Origin of the sequence: Paenibacillus suaedae (assembly GCF_032337355.1) — a bacterium.
GTDB lineage: Bacteria > Bacillota > Bacilli > Paenibacillales > Paenibacillaceae > Paenibacillus_B > Paenibacillus_B suaedae.
Window position 1 is genome coordinate 1,263,738 of sequence record NZ_JAVYAA010000001.1, and the last position, 25,844, is coordinate 1,289,581.

Below are 25,844 nucleotides of genomic sequence, written 5' to 3' on the forward strand. Positions count from 1 at the left end.
TGGAGGGAATTAACAATGCCGAGTATTTTTTTGAGTCATACGAGCATAGATAAACCATTTGTTGAGAAATTAGCAAGGGATTTAAAGAGGTTAGGTGTAAATGTATGGTTTGATAAGTGGGAAATAAAAATAGGTGATTCAATAACTTGGAAGATTGAAGATGGAATAAGGGAAAATGAATTTCTTGGTTTAGTGCTATCGCCTGAAGCTTTAAATTCAGAGTGGGTAAAAAGTGAACTGGGAGCAGCGTGGGTTAAGCAAATGCAACAAAAAAAGGTTTTTGTGTTACCAATATATTACAGAAAATGTCAGATGCCTTATTTTTTGGCAGACCGTAAATTTGCTGATTTCAGGAATGATTACGAAAGTGGATTTAATGAGTTAGCTGCTATATTTGGTATAGATGAAACGGAAGCAATAACTCAAGATAACTGGAGGAAATTCACCAAAAACAGAAAAGTGAATTGGAAACAATATAAGATTAGAGAGTTTGAAGAATTAGTAACAACACTTGTTGATCGAGCAGTGCTACATAATTGGAGTGTTTGGGTGGGTGGAACTTCAAATGAATACTCCATCACTCTTTATGCTTACCAGAAACCAGAGAGTAAGTCAATTTCGATTAAGCTAGTAGGTGGGAGTAATGCCTATATGGCAACATTTAAGAATGAATCGAACCCCAATAATTTGAAAGTTAGTGATTTTGATATCTATGTTGGAAACTCTATTGACTACTGCGACGAATTTGTTTGGAGAGTTATGGAGGACTTTAACAATAATTTCGGTACTCCAACAGAAAAGGCTCACTATTTTACTGAGCGATTTTCCAGAAATGATGAAATCTATGAGGCAACAAAAGATATGTTAAAGAGGTTTAATTGGTATAAGGGAAATAATATTCTTAAGTGATTCTAAGAAGGCATGAACATCGGTTAAGACTATATCTACGCTGCGGGTTTTGCACTTAGTTAGAAGAAGTATTAAGCATAGGAGTGGGTTCAACAACGCCCCTGTGAGAGTCCGTTGGACCAAATCGCTTACGCACCTTTAAGCCTCTCGGGTTCGTAGATACAAGAACGTTATCCGAAATAACTGTTAAGGATGAAAAAACATGAGTGTAAATGCTGAATCATCTGTAATTACAAATGATAATGAAGAAAATAATGAGCTGAATACTGACTTAATTGGCCTCGATTTTGTTGATTTAAAAATTCAAAAACTAATGGGAGAGAAGATAGCTGACCAAAAACTAACAAATGCATTAAGATTTCTTTTCGGAATAATAACAGTTGTAGGAATCCTGATAATATTTCATGTAATTGATACTTTTCTTTATATCGGGATTATCTTAGTCATAATAGGTGGGGGAATTTTTGGAGCGAGTTTTTCTGATACGAAACAAAGTAAGTTTGACACTGAAATAAGAGCACTTGAGTTGCAGAAACAACGGCTTGAAAAAAAGTCTACAAATAACAACACGAGCAGGTATTTTGATAGTTTGGTATCAATTAATCTAAGAAATCTAGAAGAATATTATGATCTAGTCAAGCTTAGTAATAAGAAGTCATTCTATTCTTCATTAGTAATGAGTTTTTTTGGAATACTGATCATCTCAGGTGCTCTCACAGTATCATATTTTAGTTCAGAGTTTAAAGATATTACTTATATAGTAACAGCTGCAGGAATATTAGTAGAAGTAATATCTGGGTTAATGTTCTTCCTATATAGTAGAACTGTCCTGCAACTTAAAAGTTACCATGACAGTTTAATCGATGTTCAGAATGTATTACTATCATTTAAGTTAATCGAGGATACAAAAGATGAGCAAATGAGATCTGAGGTAATGAAACAAATGATAGAAAATTTAATTAAACGTAAATAATCATAGTAATATTCGTGTAAGACAGTAAATTAGCATAACACAACATCGACAAAGCAAGCGACCCTGTTGCACATTGATCCTCAAAAAGAAGTAATTGACAGAAAAGCGGAATCAGTTGGCCAATAACTGCGAGCCCAAGTTTCCGACCCGTTCTATATGGTCATTTAAGGCTCTCGGTTTCGTAGATACAAAAACGTTATCCGAATCGAAAGGAATGAAACAATGAAATACTTTATATCAGATGACCATTGGGATATTAATGGTTACTGGGAACAAGTAAAGACTCTTGAACCAAGAATGAGTAAGAGAGCATTCAAATTTTTCTCCTTACATTCCTTTCACGATGCAAAGGTTGAAAGTTTTTCTATTATCAATACAAGGAATTCAAGAACAATTAAATACCCGACTAGAATTGAAGCCCTTCTTACACAAGGGAATAGGAGTACTTACAAGATCATTTGGGATAAAGTGATTGGTATACGATTTGACTATTTAGCTAAGGAAAACTTGAATTGGATCGGTTTGGATGATTGGACGTATGACGAATTGACATTGAATGATGATAACTCTTTAAATCATGAGATTCAATTATCATCAGGAACATCAATATATATTAATTTTCAAAGAATTGACTACCGGCGGATTCAAAGAAGTTCGACTTAAGATAACATCATATTCACACATTGGACAGACGCCCTCGGGTTCAAGGGAGCTGGAGCTGTGGATACCCTCTAACTGGTTTCATGAATTAGTTAGACGTTATGGGAAATGTATGGAGTTAAAAAGATCTCAATATATAAAACCTATTATTACTCTTGATGAGTATTAAGTTCAATAAGAAGCGTGTCCATTAATGAAAATAGATATGAATTTATTTGACAGGTATGTAGAGGAAACAGACAATCCGAGGTGATATAAAATGCTAAAATTCGAAAACAAAGAATTAGAAATATATGATTTTTGGCTTCCCAAAGAAATAGAAGCTCAAATTATAAAATGTTTTGTTGGATTACATGATCAATTACTATTCCCTTATTATGCATGTAATTTCGAGTCGTTCCCAGAAGACATTGATTACATAAAAGCTCGGACAAAGTTTATAAGCCAAGATCCAGTTTTCGAAGATATAACACTTTTAAATCCAAACGATTATATATATTGGTACGAGCCTACTGGATTTGAGGATTTAGTAGGTATACTTAATAGGGATTATTTTACTTATAGATGTATTGTTGTTCCCAAAGATGGTTCGTTGAAAGATTGTAGATTTAAATTATTCACTTATGAGCATGCAATGTATATGGAAGAAGAAACAAGAGCTTTATATATTGAAGAAAGCAAAGAAAATGATTATGAAAATAATGTTTATCCGCTTATAAGAAAAATTCCAATGGATATTACGAATGAAATGAATTTTAAAACAGAAGGTGAAGACTCATAAAATTACTTTTTGTATGCAGCAGAAATAAATGGAGAAGCTTAACTGCGGAGAAAATCTTTAATCTATTGAATGAATATGATGTAAGGTCAGCAGGTACTGAAGAGGGTGCTCGGATTAAGGTTACGGGTGGTCATATTGGCTGGGCAGATATCATTTTTGTGATGGAGAAGAAGCATATAAGAAGATTAAGAGATAAGTATAGTTTTGAGTTGAATGGTAAGAAACTAATATGCTTGGATATTCCAGATGATTTTACATATATGGATGAAGAACTAATCGAGTTGTTGAAAGCAAGAGTATCCGAATATATAGAAATCCCAGATGAATTTTGAAAGAAATAGAAGAAGCCTCAACTGCGAACAAAAAGTGATTCATTGGAGACATTATGGGCATCAAACTTGTTCTTGTTACCGTTGAAGAGAAGGAATTATTAGACTGAATGTTGATTAACCGCTAGGGACATTTTCAGAAATTTAACATCCTACATTCTTGCATTCTCAATATGAATTTGTCCATAATCGAGTAAAGTGGTTTCAATTGATTGATTACACTTTCCGGTATCTTGTCCAATAATATTTCTCTTAATGGAGGTATCCGTATGTCGCAAGTTCAAGTTTTGGGGCTTCTGAAAAGACAGTTGAAAATGTTCACATCTGTTGTTCTCGCCATTCTTATTTTTGGAATGTCTGTTTTGCCTGCTTTTGCGGCTACTCCTGGGAAAACGGTAAGCGCATCGGCCACGCTCGCTTACAATCTTAAAGGATTGAATCACAATGTGGCTGTACAGAAAGCTTACATCGCAGATAAGTATCTTTACGTAACTCAGCGGTCTGGGGGAACATGTTATCTTTCACGATTGCTCATAAACGGAAATAATGCAACGTACGTAGATGAAATGACCGTTACCAACACTGGACATTGTCAAACCCTCGATATGTATACATACAACGATATCAATTATTTCTATTTCAGTTCAAAAGCCGATCCTTCAACATCGTACAACTGGTCCCTCCAGGTGGCACGACTTACATACGCTGCCGGCACGTCAGTTGATTATACGAATCTTCATCGGTTCACCTACATGAATTATGCGAATAAAACGGGTGCAAGACTAGGAGAAACCTATCGTGTTGATGGGGGAGGAAATAGTAAATATACGGTTTTCCGGGTACAAACGAAAGAAGGTACCGTAACTTGGTCGATATATGACACAGTGGCGTTGAATAAACTTCTTGATAGCAACGAACAAGTTCGTCTGGATAGTGCGGCGGCGATAAACGCATGTGTGACCAGTTTTACGCAGTCGGGCGATGGTATAGTCAGACCTAACGGATCTTTCCAGGGGGCTGATATGCTCGATAGCACAGAAATTTATACGTCAGGCGGAGCAGAAGGTGAAACCCCGCAGATTGCGATGATGACAAACAATGGAGCGTACAAAGCCCTCGTGAAAATTACGAATGTGGGAACTCATGAAATCGAGGGAGTACAGACTAAAAACGGTAACGTATATTTTACAATCGTTACGGATCCCGTAAATAAGAAAGATACACAGAAAGTTTATTACGTTCCTGATAGCGTATTTAAATAACGGTCAAACGGGTCAATCCTAGTGCGTAACGTTTCCTAACAGAAACCAAGTGCAGACATGATATGCCGCCATTTTGGTGGCTTATTTGTCGTCTTGAAGAAGTATTGGAGCTCACAACAGATGAATGTTTAGAATGTCGACCAACATCGGGTACATGGGAATATCGCTCTTAGAACTGCAGCTCTAATTAGATTATATTTGAAATATAGACTGGAAAATATGGAAATTACAAGCGATGAGGGAGATAATAAATATAGGAAAGACGCCTTGTTCAATGGGATAAATATCGCGAAAGCATATGAAAGGAGTTCACTATGGAACATGAAGCGTTAGTTGCTCGGTTTCTTCTTTTTCTGTCGGTTGAAAAGCAGCCTATTAGCTTGGCGTTTCTCAATGAACTTATTCAGAGGCATCAAGAGAGAGTGAGGTGGGAAACGCTGACGAAAATACTCGATTGGGAAAAAGGAAATCGAACAGGAAACTACCTCCCTTCTATTGATACGTACATCGAGCGCATCGTGAACAAAGGGATGGGAGGAACATGTTGGACAAATGCAATAGGGTTTCATTGGCTGCTATCCCGGCTTGGATTTTCCGTTTCTTATATGTACATGGATCCTGGCCACTTGTGTTTGCGCGTGGATCTTGATCAACCTTACTATGTAGATGTCGGGTATTGTGCTCCGCTATTTCAGGCATACCCGCTGTATCAATCTTTTCAAGTGAAAAATGTAAGGGAAGTCTTTACCTATCGGGTATCTCAGAATGAAATTCAGATTATTCGAAACCCCGGACCTACTAAAAACCTTGATCCCAATCCGATAGCATTAGAAAAAATGACTCCGCTGATTAGGAATGCGAACAATTGGGAAACATCGCCTATGCTGCAAAACATTCAAATTTTCGGCTACATCAATGGAATTCCGACTTCGTTGAACGATAATGTGCTAAAGCAATATTTTCATCATGAGAAGGTGGAAAGACATCTAAACCCTGACGAGCTGAGAGAATGGGTTACGGAAAAGTTTCAAATCGATCAGCAAATGTACGAAAATGCCTTAAGCATATTCAATGAGAAGAAAACATAATGTATGGAGCCTCATCGAGCCTGAGTACGAAGTAAAAGGAAAGTTGAGTTGGAGTTGGGCAGTTAAAGCTCTAAAGGCGGCATGGGATCTGATTCCTGATAGTGTGAAGGTAGCTTTGGGAGGCACAGCAGGTTTTGCTACGCTATTAAGTGTAATTGACAACTTTACTGGCGCTGTTGAAGATGCTGTCTATGCAGGAGCACTTGCAGTAACAGGGAACGAGACGGTTGCTTGGTGGATCACTAAAGCATTGATGTTATTGCTATAAGTAAAAGTCCTGAGTACAACTTTTATCTAGAGGTGGTGAGAGCTTGGAAGACAAAAAGTTCAATAAGCTAACCACTGCAACAGCTGTCATTCTCCCAATATTATTTATTGTCACATTCTTTGTTTTGCTCAAAATGAACTACTTGGTTACAGATATTATTGCATATGTTTTAGCTGTTGTTTGGATTGTGGTTACAATAAGAGGTATGAAACGGCCGAAGTGATGGGAACAATGCTAAAACAGGGACACCTTCGGGTGTCCTTATTAAATAAGAGATTGATTCATTAATAGGGGGCAACTTAGTGTTGATTAACACATGATGGGAGGTTTAATATCAAAGATAATCAAAGTCAAAGACAATAATCAGTTCAGCCTGTAGATGAGTTTCAAGCACACAGCAGTCTCCTATGTTAAAACAAATAAACCGCCAAATTGGCGGCTTACTATGTTTGCATTGGAATTCTGTTTGGAAACTTTGCGTAAGGAGCCTGCCAGCTTTCATTTTATGAGAAGCTTGTCATGTCAACCATTTATTCGGGTACATGGTATCTTACAACTACAGCTCTAATTGGATAATTGGGGGTTACTTTGGCTGTTATAAGAAATTAAGGATGCCTCGAAAAAGCATCCTTTTTATTATTCTGTATCAGGTTTAAAGATCAAATACAGTACATAAACAATAAGTGTAGCGATACCCAATTCAAACAGCAACCTCAAATAATCCAATTGATAAGCTTCAAAGAAATCACCAACTTTTTGTTCGCTTTGCAGCTCCCAAAGAGGAACATACTTCTTGGATTCATACTTCATTTCTCTGCCCCAAACTACTGTCACTGGAACTTTTAATACACCTAAAATTGTAATTACAATCAAATAGATGCTCAGAAAAATTCTCTTGATAAGCAAATACAGAACCTCCCCCAAAAAAAAGTTGAATGACAATAAACGACATTTGGATAACAAAATTCCAAAAAATATTTTTAATACCATCAATATTCGACAGACAGGCATTTGACCACATGTTAAATTAAGATCAACATTTGGGAATTTACCTAAATGTACCATATTATAGGAGGAATGAAAAGATGAAAAAAGTATCTATTACATCAATGATTCTGCTCCTGGTCTGTAGTTTGTTTGTGTCGGTGGTTTCAGCAGATGCAGACAACATCCCACAGCCAAAGAATAGCAAACCTTATCGTGTTCCCTTCGAACTCTTGAACCAACAAAGCATGAGCAACCAGAAGGGGGCTGTGACGATCACTATCACAGACCCACAAAAACTCAAGGAAATCGCACTGGAAGAAGGGTTGAATGAGGTTCCAAAGTCGGTTGAGTATGAGTATTTCCCGAACGAAAATAGTAACAAAGATATCTACAGCTTACTTGCAAATGAGTACTGGCTTACTACAGAAGACAGAGGTCGTGGACACTATTCCTCGTCTGACATGTACAAAGAATTTTACGTTTATGGTCCCGACACCTTTAAGATTTCCGAAGACACAGAAGTATACTCAAAAAAAGACGGATCGTTGAATGTGGAACTGTATATTTTGTCAGGTGCTGTTGGATTCGAAATTGGAAGAAGAGATACAAGCAGATGGGAAAGTGTAACCACTATAGCAAAAAATGAAAAAATCAGATTTCAGCTCTATACTACTCATCATAAAGTAGATTACTGGGAATGGTTCGGTCCGAAATATAACAAAAAAAGCTCAAAGTGTACAGCAGCAGGGTCTGCTTACAATCCTGATGGTGTATTAATCAAAAAGACTACATTCTAATGTTTGTGTAACATATTCAAAAATGCCTTGTTGTATGACAAGGCATTCTTATATTCTGATAGGAGTGTCCTATTTAATACCTTAAAGGTAGGAGGTGGTATTAATGGATCAGGAAACTAGAAAAATTTTGAAATTTATTCTTAGAACTATTGCAGTTATTTTAGTTCTTGTCATCATCTTAATTGTTTTTGGCGTAGTCCAGTTCATCATCTTGACAAATAGTTAACGGACATAAGGATGGAAAATCCAAATTTATTTCCCTTATTCAGAATAAGGGTTTTTTTATTAATAGGGCAACTTTGTGTCGAGATGATGATATATACATATAATTAGGGTTCTACTGCGAACAGCCGCACCAGATGATGTCTGTTGAACTTAAAGTTATTGCATTATAAAAAAGCTTTGATATATAAGGTTTCTAATGCAACTATTATTAGTTCACCGTACAGATGACAACAACAATAATAAATTACTAATTATTTGAATTCACCGTATCCACGAACATTAAAAATGTCCCCATGATGGACATAGGGACAGCTGCTAGTTACAAGTGTTAATTTCTCGAACGTTTCTTCTTCTGCATTTCTAGTATTAATCTATCTAGTTCTTGGCTGATAAGAACCACCTCTTCGTTTGAAAATCCTCCCTTATTATTCTCGACAATCTTGATTAACTTCTTCCTTAGTTCAACAATTTTATCCTCCAAAGAATCTATAACATCTCACCTCAGTGCACTATCTCTCTATTGAGTATAATGCAGGTTGGATTGTCAACACTAAATCAGACAGCTTTTTTAAGGGATAATCTTCTGTAATCTACTGGACTCATATAGCCTAAGGTTCCATGGATGCGATGTTTGTTGAACCAATTTACGTAGTCATATAGCTCCAATTCTAGGTGATGTAAACTGTGGAAGTTCATCTGATTAATGAATTCCGTCTTCATAATTTTAAACGTAGCTTCTGCAACTGCGTTATCATAAGGGCACCCCTTCATGCTTAAGGAACGACCGATCTTGAACGTAGCAAGTGTCTCATCAATCAACTTGTTCTTAAATTCACTACCGCGATCGGTATGGAATAATTGAATTTGACTTAGATTTCCTTGCACAGAAGCAAAGGCTCTTGTGACTAAAGCTGCGTCCTTTTTCGGCCCTACACTTGAGCCAATGATCTCTCGATTAAAGAGGTCAACTAATACACAGATGTAGTGCCATCTGTTTTTGACTTTGACATACGTTAGATCGCTTACAACGACGCGCTTAGCTTCAGATTGCTGGAACTTGCGGTTCAGTTCATTTACCTGTTGCGATTCGTTGCATGTTGTTTTGTGAGGTTTGTATTGAGCCACGGTGTATGTAGAAACAAGGCCTTGTTCCTTCATAATGCGGCAAATTCGACGTCTTGATACGATAAGTCCACGTTCGTGAAGCTTTGCTTTAATCTTTCTTGTACCATATGCATTTCGGTTCTTCTGGAAGATTTCAACGATAAGCTTCGTAATACCATCTTCATTGCTGGAGTTTTTTGCTTCATAATAGTACGTACTTCTAGTTATTTGCAGGACGTCGCACATTGCTGATACCGAGTATTTGTCGCGATTTTGATGGATGACACTTACTTTCGTCCCATGATCAGCGCTGCTTGCTTTAGGATGTCATTCTCCATTTTGAGTCGTTGGTTTTCTTTCCGTAATGCAATAAGTTCATTTTCTTCTGGAGAGCGGTTGTCCTTCTCTGAGAAGGAACCTGTTTGGTGGGCTTGTTTAATCCAGCGATCCAATGCAGATGCACTCAACTCATACTCACTTACAATGTCTGCTCTTGATTTCCCATTCTCGTATAGCTGAACCATCTGTTTCTTGAAATCATCTGTAAATGTTCGTCTTATTCTTGGCATAGTAGATCCGCTCCTTGTTATGATGTGTTAATTCTACTAGCCCTTAATTTTTCTGTCCAACTAAGTGTAGCCGATCCAGGTTCCAGTAAGATATGTGAGAAAATACCACTGCAACATCATGTCGAAAAATGAAAAAGAGCATCAAATGATGCTCCCAACATTACCAAGGGTGAATACTACCATGATCTCCAGTGAATGCAGTTATAGAAGTGATTAATAGGACTGTGTTAAACAATGTGTTAAAATAAAATTTCTTCATGAATTTCTTCAATGCAAGACCTCCCCAATTAAGTAGTAAAGTAAGCGTCCAATTGTTCAAGTGTGCCTTTATTCATGGAGATATTATTCCCTAAATGATAATTAACTACCATATTTAAACATTTCTTTTCTTCAATTGTATCATTAATTTTAGAATATTCCATTGCACCATCAAGCAAATATGAAATACCCTTTTCAGGTTCGCCCACAGCTAAGTAGTACTCACCCTTAAGTTGCAAATGATCGGCATACCGAGAACGTACTAAGGGATTGGTCTGAGTTAAAAATGATGGATCTATACCACCATTTTCAATAAGCCGTCCTGCTTGTTCAAGCTCTTTTCTCTGCAAATATAATCGCAGGAGCTGATTAGTTGCAGGAACAACGAAATCACTGCTGCATTTTTCTAAAAATGAAGAGAGCTGCTGAACTGATAAGTCAACTCTTCCTTGTCTTGCATTAATTAGAGCTTCCATAAGGAGGGTGTTTTCCCGAATGTTTGGGTAATCGAATTGTTTATATTGAATTGAATAAAGCTCTGATTCTTTATATTCGCCAAGACCAAAATAAGCGTCTCTAAGGACTCCTACTGCATGGACTTTATAAGGACTATCTCCGTGTACAAGGACATTTTTGCAGTGCTCTATACTCTCTTGAAAGTGCTTTAAGTTAAGAGCATGTATACCCAACTTATAATACAACTCAATCTTCTCATGTTGTGGCAAAAAGTCGACGTAATTTAAAATGTATTTCCCACTGTAATATGTTTCCTTCAATTTGCTAAAATCATTTCGCTCAATCAGATATCGTTGGTACAAACCTTTAGATATATAGGGCATTATTCCGTGCGAACGCGAGTGTTCTATGATGAGGTTATATAAGGATAATTTCATGGAGGTATCTTCAATGGAGTCGATGTGTTTATATAGCTTTTCGGTTAAATCTAAGCTTTCTTCATTCGGAGATTCAAGGTATTTAGCTGCGACCTTACGAATTAGTTCAGTGCTGCTCCTTCGTAGGATCGTCGCTTGCAGGATATCGAACAACAAGTCTGACCTTTTCTCTTTTTCAACGTAATAATCAACCAATGTTTCAAAAGGAATCTGTAATGCAGCAGCCAATGGCTGTACCGTTGAGAAATCTGGTCGTTTTACTTCACCGTTCTCTATCCTCGATATCGTACTTTTGTTTATGCCTGACAGCTCTGATAACTGCGTAATCGTTATATTCGATGCAAATCTAGTGTCGTGAATTAGTTCTCCGATTGTTTTTATGATCGATGCCGTCTTCAATGTCAGCCCTCCTTCTTCCGAATTAATTACCTATATTTTACCATGTTGTGAATGGTATGTAAATTGAATGATGACATGAGAAAGATAAGAAACGGAGGGAGAGAGTGAAGAGTGTAGCGACCCAATTCTACGCTACAGAATGGTTAATTCATAGAAAGTGATCAATAGAGAATTTCGAAGAAGCCGATCCATACATTGTGAACCATGAACGTTAGCTGAAAAGAACTAGAGTATAACAACTAATAAACAGGTGATTTATAAGAGTTCATTTTCTATCATTACCAGTACAAAAGCATTGACTTTATTGAAGAGAAAATCGTTGAGTATAACGAATCGAATGTATCATTTAACCCTAAGGTTTCTTTTGCTGAAATTAATAAGCTTATCAAGGAAGCGGATGGAAACATGATTGCGGAAATCAATTGTTTTGATTACGCTTGGAAATGTTTGTACGTCGGTGCACTTTGTGTGAAGGAAGAATACAGAAAGAGTGGCTTAGGATCAAAACTATTAACCGATTTGGAAGCGGTTGCTAGAAAGTATGAAGTACAATTAATTCATTTAGATACATTTGATTTTCAGGCATTAGATTTCTATTTGAAGCATGGATATGAAGTTTATGGTGTACTGGATAAGTGTCATAAACGGTATAATCTAAATAAAGTTCTAGAGTAAAGGAACGTAGCTCAAATAATGCTCCTGCGATAGCTTTCTGAGAAAAGTAATTATTGAATTTCACAAATAGACGCCTTGTTCATTGGGATGAATATGGCGAAATCACTTAAAAGGAGCTCACTATGGAACAAGAAGCGTTAGTTACTCGTTTTCTCGATTTTCTGTCGGTTGAAAAGCAACAGATCAGCTTGACGTTTCTTAATGAACTAATCCAAAAACATCAAGAAAAGAGTGAAATGGGAAACGCTAACGAAAATACTCGATTGGGAAAAAGGAAATCGAACAGGAAACTACCTCCCTTCTATTGATACGTACATCGAGCGCATCGTGAACAAAGGGATGGGAGGAACATGCTGGACAAATGCAATAGGGTTTCATTGGCTGATATCCAAGCTTGGATTTTCCGTTTCTTATATGTACATGGATCAGCATTAGACAAAATGACTCCGCTGATTAGGAATGCGAACAATTGGGATACGTCGCCAATGCTGCAAAAAATTCAGATCTTCGGCTACATCAATGGAATTCCGACTTCGTTGAAACGATGATGTCCTGAAGCAATATTTTCAGCATGAGAAGGTGGAAAGACATCTAACCCCTGACGAACTGAGAGAATGGGTTACTGAAAAGTTTCAAATCGATCAGCAAATGTACGAAAATGCCTTAAGCATATTCAGTAAGAAGAGAACATAATGTATGGAGCCTCATCGAGAAATACATGTTACTAGATAGGAAGCAGATCCTTTATGCTAGCGTGTATTTTTTGTTTGTTATTTTAGATTTGTTTGAAGGGAAATGGTTGATTAAAAACTGAAATGATTCCCGTAAATTACATGTCAATCTCTAATTATGCAAGAGATAATTGATAGTATACACCGATTGAAACTGCTATTTGAAAAAAATAAAATATTTACAGTAAACATTTAGTGTTAAAGTTCTGATACAATCACTGCCCATTTTCTTAGTTATCTGATTTAAGGGTAAACAAGTTAAAACGGAAGAAATCTTAACATAAAGTGAGCACAACGAGAGCATAACCTGAACACCAAATGACAGTTTATCCGTGTCATTCTCGCTTTAATATTGCAACTTTTATTAATTTCTCCACGGTTCTCCTCCTCTTAATAAATTTTGACGACAATGTGGGATATTTCGGGGAATATTGACGACCACATGACGAATTATACGTGTTACTATGACATTGTGAAAGAGCAGGCGAGATGACACGCACGGCTGCATATGGGCAGCACACGAACCGTGGCGTACCTCATCCCGCTTTTTCTTTTTTTTATAATTTCAAACTTTTTCTTAGTTGACGTTTTAATTATTATGACTGATCAATACTTCAGATTGAAAATTTGATTAAGGAATTATTGCAAAAAAATGGTTGACGATGGAATTGGTATGCTATATAAGTAAATTAGTAACATTATCTGGATATAATGTGACGAAATTATGATGAGGAGGAAATGCAATTATGAACCATAGTATTAAATGTCTTCTAGTTGCAACATTGTCTGCGGCAAGCATTCTAGCTGTGACACCATCAGCATTTGCTGACGATTCCACATCCAAAAGCCCGCTCTACCATTCTAATCTGCCAGTAATTGAAGTAGGGAATGGAAATGTACTTGAAGATGAAGTTATCGCATCAACCACCTCAGTAGCATCTTTATTTAGTGGTCTCGATGTGATTAATGCCCAGGGACAGGACGTAACGACGAACGCCATTGGCATTCAAGAAGTTACACGTACAACTATAAGGGTCCCGGTAAATAGTACCGTAACTATGGGGGGCCCTAATAGTGGTTATACTTACGATCTATACGATACTACTGGAGGTCCTTGGAGTATAACTTCTGATGGGAAACTCACCAATGGAGGTGTGGGCTCCGCATACCTCGATCTTTACATGAACGGTACCATTGCTTTGAAATATAAGGTGGTAACCTATTTTCCAACGAACTGATGCTCCGTATGGAGGCCCTGCGCTGTGAATTAAGCGTGGGGCTTTTATCCGTTCAGCAATTAAGATAGATTAAAAGAAGGGCAAGAATGAGCGGTTGCGGGCTTCTGGTGAAGTGTTTCGATTCCACCTATAGGAAACCAACTCAACACAATGGAGACTGGCTGTAGCGGTTGTTGCTACTCAGATGCCTTAGTGATGTTGTATAATGATGGTAAATACTGAATGGGTACTTAGGAGGTTATACTAATGAGTTCACATCATTTATTTAGGATCGTAAGATATCTATCGGATATAGTCGATAAGGGTGGTAACGTTGAAGTAGAGATGGTGGTAGATAAAGTAAGTAGTGGGTGTACGATTCAATGGTTAGTAGCAGAGTATCCAACCTATGATTTTAGCATATTAACTAATGAGTATAAGCACGCGGGTGATGAAGTAAACAAATTATTGAAGGACGAATACTACGGAACAAGCCTAAACTCAAATCGTTTTAATAATGGATATTGTTTTTTAATAACATTGGTTTCAGAAGCAATTTATCGCTCTTATGAAGAGAATAATTTTGAATAAGCCGCTATAGTGAACTGCACCCCAATTGTTAGACACACTCTAACAGTTGGAGGTGCAGTTTTTTATGACTAAATTTACGAAGGATAGGAAATTGGCGATAATTCAAGGGTACAACCCTGATCTTCTATCGCAGACAGAATACGCAAACGAAATGGACGTTATCAAGTCCCAATTCCAATATTGGCTGAAGCTTTATGAGATGCATGGTGAGTCTGCCTTTACTAATTGCTATACAAATTTATTCGGCAAGCTTTAAACTGGACGTACTTAATCATATGGCTCAATCAAAAGCTTCTCTCATGGACACCGCTGCTCTGTTCAACCTTTCGAACTTTTCCATCTTGCATTCCTGGCAGAAAAGATGGAGACAGACGGTTTAGAAGCCCTTGAGCCAAAAAAGAAGGGGCGTCCATCCATGAAGAAAAAATCCAATTCGTCTACTAAACGATCCGTAGTTGAAGGGTCTGTCGAAGCGCTCGAAGAACGTATCAAGCAGCTTGAAATGGAGAATAAGTATCTAAAAAAGTTGAATGCCTTTGTTCGAAACAAGGAACAATCACCAAACAGGACAAAGCACAAACCGTCTGGGAACTGAGGCATAAATATCCGGTGAAGGCACTCATAAAGCTGGCTGGTATCCCGCGTAACACCTATTACAACCTTATAAAGCGTATAAACCAACCAGATCCGAATGCGGATTTGAGAGCTGAGATCCAGTCCATTTACGCGGAACATGATGGACGTTACGGATATCGTCGTATTCGTGATGAATTGGAAATCTGTGGGTGTAAAGTGAACCACAAGAAGGTTCAGCGGCTCATGAAGGAGATGGGGCTTAAATGCCTAGTCCGCATGAAAAAGTATAAGTCATATAAAGGGACTGTCGGCAAGACTGCACCGAATCATCTGGATCGCCAGTTCACGGCGGAGGCGTCAAATGAGAAGTGGGTAACGGACATCACGGAGTTTAAGTTATTTGGAGAAAAGCTGTATCTGTCGCTCAATAGGAGAATGCTGCGTGATTTAAATGACAAGGAAATATACAGGGGAGACTTAATAAATACTTCCAATTGTTTAGTACGGAAAAATAGAGACAACCTATTAGACAGGGGAAACATACATGATGAATCAACAAGTTGTTTTAGACGGTATTACAAATCTTTTGAAATGTGAATTATCGTAATCGCTAGTCGGAATCTATTTACACGGTTCAATGGCGATGGGGGCTTTACCCCTCAACAAAGTGATATTGATATATTAGTCATTGTAAAGGAAAAGCTACCTAATTATATGTACAAGATTATTGCTCGGGAAATAATTCGTCTATAAAAGGATGAATGCTAGAGCACGGCATTCGATATTGGATTGAATATGGAGTAAGGTAGAAAAGTATTTTTTAGTTCCGAGCTCCGTGCTCTAGCTAAGCCTTTACTTGTAACGATTAAATGAATTACGGCTGATTACAAATCTAGCTCCGGCTGTTCCACTTCTTGAGGAACGGATGCTCGAAGCACCTGAACGTTGGACGTCGCCTGGAGTCCCCTATAGGCAGCATGGATTTTCGTGAATCCCGCCTTACGGCCAATCAGATTCCCCTCATCATCGCATTCGAGAATGTCCGGATTGGCGCTTCGGAAAGTTGCTTCCTTGGTCACGTCTATTTCTTTATGTACGGAATAGTCGTAAAGTATGACCCTTACATCGATCATGGAGCCGACACTTAGCGAGTAGTCGTTCGAATCCAGCCGGAGGTTTCCGCGGGCCGGTTCAGGCTCAACCCAATCCTCCGGCAGCACGGTTACTTTCAAGCTGGCATTGAGCCCTCCGTAAGTGGCCCCAATATATGTGACTCCAGGCTCATGACCCGTGACTCTACCTGATGCGTCGATGTCGGCAATACGGGAATCATCCGAACTATACACGGCAACGCCTGATATATCGCTGACCATTCCATTACCGTACACGGCTTGCAGTACTGTCGGCATGCTGGTGCCTGATTTTACTTGCATCTCTTTCTCCATGAATGAAATGCTTGCCAATGTCTGTTCGGTAGGAGGCATGTTCTCGAAAGGTGTCAGCTTCATGAGCTGAAGCTTCCATACCTCTCCTCGTTTCACGGTTCCGGTAAAAATAAACCCGCCGTCGCGAGCTATCGCTGCCTTGCCAACGTCGCTCAGCGGCGGGCCTGGGAGTACTTCGCGGCTTGTCAACTCGCCATTTACGTCGAACGTCACTATCGCATATTCGTATTTCCAGCCTGAGCTCGTGTCTAACATGCGCATACCGAGCAGAGCATACCCGTCTTTCGTCCGCACCAGACTTTTGAAGGATTCCGGGATTGGGGCTTTATATGTTTTTTCCCACTCCGGCTGACCGTTTACGTCCGTCTTTGTGAGGATGGTGACATCACCCTGCTTTGTTCTTTTACGGTTGCCTATCAGATAACCTCCGTCATCGGCAGAGATGATAGAAAAGGCACGCCGTCTCGTATTTGGATCGTGGAACGGCCGTGACCATACGATGTCGCCCTGCTCATTAAGCTTCATCATAAGCATGGCGTCCTCATCGCCAGACTCATAATCTGGATAGCCTATGCCGCCAATTACAATATAACCTCCGTCACTGGCGGGGATCATATCGGTAAAGAATTCGCTGCCGATAAAGCGATAATCACGATACCATACCTTTTCTCCGTTGCTATCCACCTTCAGGATGTAGCACTTTTCATAGGCGCTGGCAGAGAACATCCCTCTCCCGGCAATCATAAAGCTGCCATCATTCGTTTCAACAATAGCTACCGGAGTGTGGTGGAATTGACCATCCTCAACAGCCTTGTGCCACAGTACTTGTCCAGACGCATCCAGCCGAATGAGATATAGCTTGTCCATCGGTTTGCCGTCGTAGGACTTGTAGGTGCCGGCTACTAAATATCCTCCGTCCCTAGTCTCTATCGCCCGGTACGCGGCATTCCCGGACGAATAATGATCTAGCTTTTGCTCCCATAGCGGCTGTCCTTCTACATCCGTTTTAATGACATAAGCCTTAACGACATATTGCCAACTATCTTGCCCAATCATATCCTTCTCCGTAATGCTCCCTACCGTCAAATAACCGCCATCGGAGGTAGGGATGACCGCTTCCCCTCTGGAACTATTTCCATAATCCCTAAACCATTCCACGGTAGCCCGCGGTTGCGACGGCTCGGCAGCTGCTGGACTCATCGTACTCTGTAACCCGAGTGTTAGCATGATTCCGGCAATGCACACGGCTATCAAGCGTGTACATGTGTTGAACAAATGACGCACCTCTCTCCATGAATTATTGCTTGATGTTTGCTGATTGCTGTCGAAGCAAGCGTTGTGGATAGCCTCTATTATGATTATCCATTGGATCATTATTCCTGTGTATCCCACGAATTGCATAATTCTGTATGACGCTCGAACGGTTTTTAATCCTGCACGATAGGGACGGCCTACCCATAAGCTCCGGTGAAAAAAATAAATGATATTGTCATATTTATGGAAATCACCTAACACCTTCCTATTTACACCAAATAAGTAAGCGCAATTGGAATGATGTTAGCAGCAGTTTGGTTAGGGTGTGGTTCCTTACACGCATGTCGCAAGAAATCGATCTGTAGTTCAAAATGTCGAATTTCCCCATCCTTTTTACCTATATTTGCTGTATGATTAACGTATAGATTGGAGATGAAAATTCTTCTAATGGAGGGAAGCATTATCGAAATCTTATCGAGAGTCAAGGAACTCATGTCCATCAACATCAATAGTCTATTTCAGAAGTCAGAAGATCCTGAGAAAACCATTGATGATTACATGCGGAAGTTGAACGATGATCTCGGCAAAGTGAAGGCTGAGACGGCTTCCGTTGTTGCAGCAGAGCAGCGAGCCAAACGAGCATTGGACGAATGCGCAGCAGAAATTGCAAAACTGCAGCGATATGCGGAGAAATCAGCGGCAGATGGGAATGAAGCAGGGGCACGTACTTTTTTAGAGAAAAAGGCAGTTCATTCGGAAAAGTTGCAGCAGCTGCAAACGGCTTATGATATGGCAGCTTCAACTGCTTCTCAAATGAAGCAACTGCAGGACAAGCTGGTCTCTGATATCGGCGAGCTGGAGGCGCGGCGTGCAGCACTTAAGGGGAAGCTTGCAGCGGCCCAGGTACAGGAACGAATAAATGCAAGCAACTCTATACATGGAGATCAGGCTTCCGCATTCGATGCGATGGAAGACAAGGTGAACCGTGCTTACGACGAAGCGATGGCGCTTGCTGAACTTCGAGATGAGAAGAAAGACGATTTGGACGAACTGATCGAGCAGTTGAAGAAGAAAAAGAATTGAATCTCGATTCATAGGCACTACATATAAATAGATACTTTCTATGCTCTAGGGGTGAATAGGTTGCCGGTTATTGAATATAAATGCCCGAACTGCGGTAGCGGGATGGAGTATGATACGTATTCGGAGATGTTAACCTGTCATAGCTGTGGAAGAGAAGACAATGTTCAGGACATGCAGGATCCGATGACCAAATACGTGTTCACAGAGGAAGATGCTGCGGAGGAATATCACTGCCATAGCTGTGGCGCTGTCATTATCACAGAAGCAGAGACGAGCGCAACGAGCTGCAGCTTTTGTGGATCTGCCGTTGTATTAGGAGATCGATTGACGGGAAATTTGGCGCCGGTGAAGATTATTCCTTTTGCCATTAGCAAGGAAGAAGCAGTGATGGAGTTCAAAAGATGGTGTGGAAAGGGACTCATTACTCCGAAAGGGTTCATGTCGGCGAATCGAATTAAGGGAATAACGGGGATGTATGTCCCATTCTGGCTCTATGATTTGCAGAATGAAATTGAGGTTCATGGCAGAGCCACGAAGGTCAGCAAATACCGCTCAGGCGATTACGATTATACGGAAACAGCACACTATGATTTCTATCGCGAGATTTGCCTGGACTATATAAAAGTTCCGGTGGATGCTTCGGCAAAGATGACAGATGAACTTATGGATAAGCTCGAACCTTTTCCCTATGAAAAGCTTGAGAACTTTAAGACTCCATACTTAGCAGGTTATGTTGCTGAAACGTATAGTTATAACGAGGAAGAGCTGCTGCCGCGGGTAAAGGAAAAAATAAAAGAGTATATTTTTGAATTCATAGATTCAACCGTAACGGAATATACGTCAGCGAAGTATGACAATGTTCATATTCACACGGAGACGCAGCGAGCTGACTATGTTCTGCTTCCGGTCTGGGTACTGCATTATGACTATAATAAACTGGAATATACGTTTGCGATGAATGGACAGACGGGCAAGGTGGTCGGCAAGCCCCCGATCAGCAAGTCGAAGGTGTTCGCATGGTTTGCGGGATTATCAGCGATATTCTTCCTCGTATTTCAGCTTGTGTCCTATTTATATATAGGGGGGAAACTCTGATGAGAAGGCATCGTGTTATCGCTGTCGTCCTGCTGTTCGCAGCATTGCTGCTCGTCATCCCCATGGAGATGATCACGGGAAGTGTCAGTGCGGCTGCCAAGAATAACAAGCAGTTAATTGATGATTCCGTGGGTGTACTCAGTAAGAAGGAAGTAAAAGAATTGAACGAGTTGGCTAATCGGTATGGATCGGAAATAGGGATCAATATCATCGGAATTGTAACAGATAAAGATCAAGGGACTTGGGAAGTGCTGCAGGATTTATACGCGAAGAATAACTCCAATGAAGATTTTTCTGTCAGTAATGCAGCTGTGCTGATTCTGAATACGAATCATGAGAAAATCTACATAAATGTATTTCAAAAGGCGGCAGATCATTTGGACGATGAACGGCTAAGCAGCATAACCGATATTGTCGCTGATGAATATGGGGAAGGCCGTTTTAAGGCTGCTTTTCAAAGGTATATTGAGTCCGTCTATCAGTATGTAACAGCGGGATCGCAAGCAGTTGACTCGGGTAAAAACAGTACCGTTAGCAGTACAATCAGCAGCACGAACGATGGGACTACGTTTACGAGCACGACAACCACGACAAGCAGTAGCACATCAGGCACAACCAGCAGCACTTTTACGAGCACCTCCACCAGTACTACGAACGGGACTAGCTTTACCAGCTCAAGCAGTGGTGGTAGCACAAGCGGTGCAATGAATAGTTCTAATCCAAGTATGTTCAAAAAATGGAGCGACGCGAGCAATAAAAAAGGAAGTCAGCTGATCTTCGATGAGGCAAAGCTCCTGACTGGGCGAGAATACGAAGAGCTGCAAGAACTGGCTAAGCAGTATAGTGAAGAGCGAAAAACGGACATGATTATTTATACGACAAATGATCCATCTGCTTATGACGTAAAGAGAATGACTCAAGACTTCTATGATGAATATGGTCCTGGTTATAAAATGCGTCATGGCAACGCTATCATTTTAATGGTAGACATGACACATAGAGAGATATATCTTTCTGGATTCTATAAGGCGAAAGTATATTTCGACGATGATAGATTGGATCAAATCAGAGATAAGATTGCCCCGTATTTAGCGGATAAGGAATACAAGGATGGATTTTTAACCTATCTGAAGACGGTTCATAAATACATGGGCTACCGCCCAGGAGTGAATCCTGACAATCTCTTATTGAATATATGGGTTCAACTAGGTGCGGCTTTAGTCATTGGAGGCGGAATCGTTACGCTGCTCGTATATCGTTCCGGCGGACGGGTTACCGTAGATGCTCAGACGTATGAAGATCCGAACTCAGCAGGTTTGGTTGATTATTCGGATCAATATATCCGTACCTGCACAACAAGAACGAGAAGATATAGCAGCAGCTCCAGCTCCAGTTCAAGCGGTGGTGGAGGCAGTGGAGGCGGAGGAACGACTTCGGGTGGTCATTCGCATAGCGGCAGCAGAGGATCATTTTAGGGGAGAGACGGAGGTTAATACATGTTTTTCAAAAATCAATTTGCAAATGTGGTGGAATGGGAAGAGTTCCGCGATGATATGATCTTTTGGAAATGGGGCAATCGAGAGATCAAAAAAGGAAGCAAGCTGATTATTCGCGCGGGTCAGGATGCGATCTTCATCAATAATGGTAAAATCGAAGGGATCTTTCAGGACGATGGCGAGTACAGCATTGATTCCGAAATCATTCCGTTCCTTTCTACACTCAAAGGTTTTAAGTTTGGCTTCAACAGTGGAATGCGAGTCGAGGTGCTATTCGTTAATACGAAGGAGTTCATGGTCAGATGGGGAACGCGAAATCCAATCCTGATTCCTCACCCGAAACTCCCAGGCGGCATGCCAATTCGTGCGAACGGCACGTTCAACTTTAAGGTGAATGATTATGTTACCCTGATTGATAAGATTGCCGGAGTCAAAGAGAGCTATCTCGTCGAAGATGTGAAGCTGCGAATCACTTCGATTCTGGATCAGTTGTTAATGAAGTGGATTGCAAGAGAAGGCAAGGACTTATTCAATTTGCAGGCGAATGCATTTGATATTTCCAGAGGGATAAAGGAAGATCTGGATATGGAAGTAATAAACAATGGAATTACTATAACAGGCTTCCAGGTCATGAGCTTCAATTACCCAGAAGAAATCCAAGATATGATCACGAAGACGGCATCCTATGAGATGATTGGCGATATGCAGAAGTATCAGCAAGTTGCGATGACGGACGGGATTGCTTCCGGTGATGTAAGCGGCGGGGGAATGGCCTCAGATATGGCAGGCATGATGATGGGAATGAACATGGCGAACGAGATGGTGAAAAATATGAATCAAGACCAGAAGCCGGCAACAGGCGAATCGGCAGCATCATCCGATGCTAGTGCTTCCATTACTTCTGCTTCTACGGAAGGCAATCAGAAGCCGAACTTCTGTCCGAACTGTGGAGCGAAGAATGAAGGCTCTAATTTCTGTCCGAATTGTGGCCACAAGCTGGGGTAACGTCAACCATAATAGATTGTAGAAGTGATAGATAGGTTGTTCCTAAATAGGTACATGACACTGAAACGATAGATAATATACAAAAGATAAAAGGGAGATAAATGGAATGACAACAACATATGCATCATTTGCTTGCTGTCTTCAAATGTTTCCGACACCAGATTTGCATCGTACAGCTGAGTACTATGAGAATCTAGGATACCGTTCGGTCTATTATTTAGAATCTGCTGAACCGCATGTATGCTTGTACCGAGATGCAATGGAAATTGTGTTGACGAAGGGTAATCCAGAGAATTTCAAACCGAATCGATTGCTCCATGGGTATGGGTACGACGGATACTTTATTACGACAGACCAGCAGGGAATGCTGGAGGAATTGACCGCGAGAGGCGTTAAGATTGTGCGTCCACTCACGACAACTGATTATAACAATCGAGAATTCGTATTCGAGGATGTAGACGGAAGATGGATTGCGGTCGGAATGAAGCAATCATAGTTTCCAATGGAAATGAGGGTTAGTAAAGAATGCTAGAGCATCAGCTGAAACAATATTTGCGTGAGCATGAAGCGTTCATGCGTGATTTGCGTATCGTTCAGGATTTACAACTGCCGCAATGCTATATTGCAGCGGGGTACATTCGCAACTATGTATGGGACAAGCTTCATGGGTTCGATAATCGCAGCAGACATAGTGATATTGATGTTGTGTATTTTGATCGCGATGATGTATCAGAGGAACGGGATCTTCGCTTGGAGCAAGGGCTGATTCAGCAGACGGGCAATGAGAAATGGTCGGTCAAAAATCAAGCAAGAATGCACACTCATAATGGAGTAGAACCCTATGCATCAACATGGGACGCACTGTATCACTGGCCAGAAACGGCGACGGCTGTCGGTGCTCGTCTGGACGAACACGATCAATTGGATATTTGTGCACCGTATGGACTGGAAGATTTATTTCAGCTCGTCGTGAGAAGATGTCCGCAGTTCCCGAATCACAGCTATTATGTGGAACGGGTTAGCAAGAAGAATTGGAAGGAACAGTGGCCGCTTCTTACGATCATAGAATAAATGATTGAATATGGAATTTGTGGTTGAACACGACCATGTTAATTGTAGTATCGTATATAGAGGATAGTTAGTTCATTATATGAGCTACTTTCCTCTATTTTTTGTTCAATAGAAATCTTAACAATAGCATTAACACTTTGTATAAATTATTTAATATATTGAGGAGAAAGGCTTTCGTTAGGGGGTTGTTGTGAGAGTACAAGAAGTAATTCTTAATGATAATAAAAAGAGATATAACGAAAATATCAGTAGTATCAAATAGAGATGGGAGCTTAAAGATGGCGAATAGAATTGTTGGAGACTTGGAAAATAAACTAATCATCTACGGGTACAGGAAGCCTCTGCGTTCGCATACTTATTTACCTTTTCTTCCTGAGGCAATAGTTGATGAATTTATAGATGCTACAGTGGTACGAGAGCACGCCAGTAAAGAACAAGAGATTTATCAAATTTATTACTGTTTTGAAGGGGATGGAGAATTCATTTTTCGAATAATTGTCTCGTATCTCGAGGATTCAATCACCATCCTTGCAGATGATGCTAATATCGCGGTGCGTGCTTATAAGGCTCTTTGCGAAAGTTTGGCACGATGGAAGTTACATTGAAGCTAATGGGTAATGATAGTAAAGTTGAGCAAACAACCGCAGCGGTCAGCTTTGTCGTTGAAGTAACTGGCAGGATAGTTGAATGATTTTGCGAATAACTTAAGTCATGACGAATTTACGAAGTTCGCAAAAAAGACGTTAGCCGAAAGAAGTTCTTAGTTTAGGAGGAGTCTATATGATATTAGAAAAAGTTATAAATAGAATTGTAATACAAAGTGAATATAAGGATTTTGTTGATAAGTATATAGATAATATACTTACCGAATTTAAAGGTAAGATTCATAGCATTTATATGTGTGGCTCAATTCCAAAAGGAACTGCTAAACCTTTTAAGTCAGATGCAGACTTTACTATTGTATGTGTAAATCCCAAAGATATTGATTACGAAAGATTGTCAAATATTAAAGACAGGCTTTTGGAAGAATATCCAGTATTAACTAAGATTGATACGATAATTTGCTCGATTGACGATGTATTAAGTAAACCAAATGATTGGGGTTTTTGGGTAAAGATAATTTGTGTTTGCATATATGGTCATGACGTTGGTGAAAAAGTACCACCGATAATTATTTCTCCAGAGTTCATTTTAGACTTAAATACAGAGACCAAGAAGGAAGTAGATCGTATTCATAGTTTACTTTCTAATGCTAGTGATAACACAATGAAAACTAGATATATTAAAGGTTACTCTAAGAGATTAATTCGTGCATTATACTCTTTGGTTTTAGAAGATACAGGTGTATGGCAAGATGACATTATTATGATGAAGAATGCCATATTAAACTATTGTGAGATTGACTCCGCTTTAGTTGATTATCTGTATGCTTGTTACTTGGATAGTAATAATGTACTTGTTGAAGAGTTTCTGGGAATTGCAGATGAAGTATATAGCTATTTTGAGAACGCGTTAAATGCAATGGCTGCTTCCAGAACTTCCTTCGACTAACACCATATTGACGTTTCGGGTCACTCTGAGAAGCGAGTGACCACATCCAGCCCCCTAAGCCCGTCGGGACGTCACTGCATTAGGTGTTCGGCAAGCCTCACAACTATAAGCAGCGACTCTAATTAAAACATAAGACTATTGAGCTAACGGGCAGGTTAGTACAGATATGGTTTTCCTTTTAATTCAAATAATTGACTTTAAATAGCTATTACCGTAGAATGAGGAAAATTACATATTAATGCTTTAATGGAGAAAGTATATCAATTCCTTCTTACAGGGAGGAAACGCCCGAGATTGAGAGCGCTTCTAGGGAAAAGGGTTAAATGAAGTTCGCTCCGGAGCAGTCCTTTGAAACCTTTCTAGCTAAGCAGAGGTGTACCGGTTTAACCGTTATTCATTATAGTGTGAACTTTTAAATAATTTTCTAATATAGGGTGGTACCGCGGCTCCTCGTCCCTTTGGAAGAGGGGCTTTTTGTATTCAATGAAGTTATATTCTGCAACATTATCCATTAGATTGCGTTTATCTAACTGAAGGGGAGCGTATCGCAAA

At 39.8% G+C, this 25,844-nt stretch carries 26 protein-coding genes and 2 pseudogenes; 23 read left to right on the forward strand and 5 right to left on the reverse strand.

Annotated features, from left to right (window positions below):
* Positions 1–15 precede the first annotated feature (15 nt).
* The 9 genes from RQP50_RS05590 (at position 16) to RQP50_RS05630 (ending at position 6,493) form a co-directional block, all read left to right on the forward strand.
* Positions 16–909 carry a toll/interleukin-1 receptor domain-containing protein gene (locus RQP50_RS05590; protein ID WP_315743844.1) on the forward strand — a complete coding sequence of 298 codons (894 nt, stop codon included), beginning with the start codon at positions 16–18 and terminating at the stop codon, positions 907–909.
* A 202-nt stretch (positions 910–1,111) separates the two neighbouring features.
* Positions 1,112–1,882 (forward strand): TRADD-N-associated membrane domain-containing protein, encoded by a 771-nt coding sequence (locus RQP50_RS05595; protein ID WP_315743846.1) that lies wholly within the window; start codon positions 1,112–1,114, stop codon positions 1,880–1,882.
* A 222-nt stretch (positions 1,883–2,104) separates the two neighbouring features.
* Positions 2,105–2,545, forward strand: coding sequence for a hypothetical protein (locus tag RQP50_RS05600; protein ID WP_315743848.1), 441 nt, complete (start codon positions 2,105–2,107; stop codon positions 2,543–2,545).
* Between the two features lie 256 nt (positions 2,546–2,801).
* Positions 2,802–3,323 (forward strand): hypothetical protein, encoded by a 522-nt coding sequence (locus RQP50_RS05605; protein ID WP_315743850.1) that lies wholly within the window; start codon positions 2,802–2,804, stop codon positions 3,321–3,323.
* Positions 3,320–3,655 (forward strand): low molecular weight protein tyrosine phosphatase family protein, encoded by a 336-nt coding sequence (locus RQP50_RS05610; RefSeq protein WP_315744591.1) that lies wholly within the window; start codon positions 3,320–3,322, stop codon positions 3,653–3,655. The genes RQP50_RS05605 and RQP50_RS05610 overlap by 4 nt, the downstream gene beginning before the upstream one ends.
* A gap of 266 nt (positions 3,656–3,921) precedes the next feature.
* Positions 3,922–4,914: a helveticin J family class III bacteriocin gene (locus tag RQP50_RS05615; RefSeq protein WP_315743852.1), complete on the forward strand. Its 993-nt coding sequence runs from the start codon at positions 3,922–3,924 to the stop codon at positions 4,912–4,914.
* Between the two features lie 314 nt (positions 4,915–5,228).
* Positions 5,229–6,002 (forward strand): arylamine N-acetyltransferase, encoded by a 774-nt coding sequence (locus tag RQP50_RS05620; RefSeq protein WP_315743854.1) that lies wholly within the window; start codon positions 5,229–5,231, stop codon positions 6,000–6,002.
* Between the two features lie 43 nt (positions 6,003–6,045).
* Positions 6,046–6,270, forward strand: a complete 225-nt coding sequence (locus RQP50_RS05625; RefSeq protein ID WP_315743856.1) for a hypothetical protein — start codon at positions 6,046–6,048, stop codon at positions 6,268–6,270.
* A 43-nt stretch (positions 6,271–6,313) separates the two neighbouring features.
* Positions 6,314–6,493, forward strand: a complete 180-nt coding sequence (locus RQP50_RS05630) for a hypothetical protein (RefSeq protein WP_315743858.1) — start codon at positions 6,314–6,316, stop codon at positions 6,491–6,493.
* Positions 6,494–6,906: 413 nt separating this feature from the next.
* Here the strand turns inward: RQP50_RS05630 and RQP50_RS05635 are convergent, their stop codons facing one another.
* The gene (locus RQP50_RS05635; RefSeq protein WP_315743860.1) at positions 6,907–7,176 is read right to left on the reverse strand and encodes a hypothetical protein; all 270 of its coding nucleotides are present in this window, start codon (positions 7,174–7,176) and stop codon (positions 6,907–6,909) included.
* A 179-nt stretch (positions 7,177–7,355) separates the two neighbouring features.
* On the opposite strand from RQP50_RS05635, the gene RQP50_RS05640 reads away from it, so the two are divergent.
* Entirely contained in the window at positions 7,356–8,054 is a 699-nt protein-coding gene (locus RQP50_RS05640; protein ID WP_315743862.1) for a hypothetical protein, read from the forward strand.
* 553 nt (positions 8,055–8,607) lie between these two features.
* Here RQP50_RS05640 and RQP50_RS05645 read toward each other — a convergent pair.
* From RQP50_RS05645 to RQP50_RS05655, 3 genes are all read right to left on the reverse strand, one after another.
* Positions 8,608–8,760 carry an aspartyl-phosphate phosphatase Spo0E family protein gene (locus tag RQP50_RS05645; protein ID WP_315743863.1) on the reverse strand — a complete coding sequence of 51 codons (153 nt, stop codon included), beginning with the start codon at positions 8,758–8,760 and terminating at the stop codon, positions 8,608–8,610.
* A 74-nt stretch (positions 8,761–8,834) separates the two neighbouring features.
* Positions 8,835–9,952 (reverse strand): IS3 family transposase gene (locus RQP50_RS05650; protein WP_315743865.1). Its coding sequence is split into 2 segments (ribosomal slippage): positions 8,835–9,706 and positions 9,706–9,952, totalling 1,119 coding nucleotides; the frame shifts between segments, so codons are not numbered across the junction.
* Between the two features lie 287 nt (positions 9,953–10,239).
* Positions 10,240–11,502 carry a helix-turn-helix domain-containing protein gene (locus RQP50_RS05655; RefSeq protein WP_315743867.1) on the reverse strand — a complete coding sequence of 421 codons (1,263 nt, stop codon included), beginning with the start codon at positions 11,500–11,502 and terminating at the stop codon, positions 10,240–10,242.
* A 384-nt stretch (positions 11,503–11,886) separates the two neighbouring features.
* Between RQP50_RS05655 and RQP50_RS05660 the strand changes: the two genes are divergently transcribed.
* The 5 genes and pseudogenes from RQP50_RS05660 to RQP50_RS05680 form a co-directional block, all read left to right on the forward strand.
* Positions 11,887–12,177, forward strand: a complete 291-nt coding sequence (locus RQP50_RS05660; protein WP_315744593.1) for a GNAT family N-acetyltransferase — start codon at positions 11,887–11,889, stop codon at positions 12,175–12,177.
* A gap of 122 nt (positions 12,178–12,299) precedes the next feature.
* Positions 12,300–12,870: pseudogene (locus tag RQP50_RS05665) on the forward strand (hypothetical protein).
* Between the two features lie 784 nt (positions 12,871–13,654).
* Positions 13,655–14,146: a hypothetical protein gene (locus tag RQP50_RS05670; protein WP_315743869.1), complete on the forward strand. Its 492-nt coding sequence runs from the start codon at positions 13,655–13,657 to the stop codon at positions 14,144–14,146.
* A 246-nt stretch (positions 14,147–14,392) separates the two neighbouring features.
* Complete coding sequence (locus RQP50_RS05675; RefSeq protein ID WP_315743871.1) at positions 14,393–14,716, forward strand: hypothetical protein; 324 nt, start codon at positions 14,393–14,395, stop codon at positions 14,714–14,716.
* A gap of 64 nt (positions 14,717–14,780) precedes the next feature.
* Positions 14,781–15,715: pseudogene (locus RQP50_RS05680) on the forward strand (IS3 family transposase); the annotation flags it as partial.
* 461 nt (positions 15,716–16,176) lie between these two features.
* On the opposite strand, the gene RQP50_RS05685 reads toward RQP50_RS05680, so the two are convergent.
* Positions 16,177–18,111: an Ig-like domain-containing protein gene (locus RQP50_RS05685; protein ID WP_315743872.1), complete on the reverse strand. Its 1,935-nt coding sequence runs from the start codon at positions 18,109–18,111 to the stop codon at positions 16,177–16,179.
* 342 nt (positions 18,112–18,453) lie between these two features.
* Between RQP50_RS05685 and RQP50_RS05690 the strand changes: the two genes are divergently transcribed.
* From RQP50_RS05690 to RQP50_RS05725, 8 genes are all read left to right on the forward strand, one after another.
* Positions 18,454–19,074 carry a PspA/IM30 family protein gene (locus RQP50_RS05690; RefSeq protein WP_315744595.1) on the forward strand — a complete coding sequence of 207 codons (621 nt, stop codon included), beginning with the start codon at positions 18,454–18,456 and terminating at the stop codon, positions 19,072–19,074.
* Between the two features lie 60 nt (positions 19,075–19,134).
* Complete coding sequence (locus tag RQP50_RS05695; protein ID WP_315743874.1) at positions 19,135–20,169, forward strand: TFIIB-type zinc ribbon-containing protein; 1,035 nt, start codon at positions 19,135–19,137, stop codon at positions 20,167–20,169.
* Positions 20,169–21,644 carry a TPM domain-containing protein gene (locus RQP50_RS05700; RefSeq protein WP_315743876.1) on the forward strand — a complete coding sequence of 492 codons (1,476 nt, stop codon included), beginning with the start codon at positions 20,169–20,171 and terminating at the stop codon, positions 21,642–21,644. The genes RQP50_RS05695 and RQP50_RS05700 overlap by 1 nt, the downstream gene beginning before the upstream one ends.
* Positions 21,645–21,665: 21 nt before the next feature.
* Entirely contained in the window at positions 21,666–22,670 is a 1,005-nt protein-coding gene (locus tag RQP50_RS05705) for an SPFH domain-containing protein (RefSeq protein WP_315743878.1), read from the forward strand.
* Between the two features lie 106 nt (positions 22,671–22,776).
* A complete protein-coding gene (locus tag RQP50_RS05710) occupies positions 22,777–23,166 on the forward strand; it encodes a VOC family protein (protein ID WP_174808086.1) in 390 nt (129 codons plus the stop codon).
* Positions 23,167–23,195: 29 nt separating this feature from the next.
* Positions 23,196–23,741 carry a nucleotidyltransferase family protein gene (locus RQP50_RS05715; protein ID WP_315743881.1) on the forward strand — a complete coding sequence of 182 codons (546 nt, stop codon included), beginning with the start codon at positions 23,196–23,198 and terminating at the stop codon, positions 23,739–23,741.
* 278 nt (positions 23,742–24,019) lie between these two features.
* Positions 24,020–24,346, forward strand: coding sequence for a hypothetical protein (locus tag RQP50_RS05720; RefSeq protein WP_174808088.1), 327 nt, complete (start codon positions 24,020–24,022; stop codon positions 24,344–24,346).
* 175 nt (positions 24,347–24,521) lie between these two features.
* On the forward strand, positions 24,522–25,292 hold the full coding sequence (locus RQP50_RS05725; RefSeq protein ID WP_315743884.1) for a nucleotidyltransferase domain-containing protein: 771 nt from the start codon (positions 24,522–24,524) through the stop codon (positions 25,290–25,292).
* Positions 25,293–25,844 lie beyond the last annotated feature (552 nt).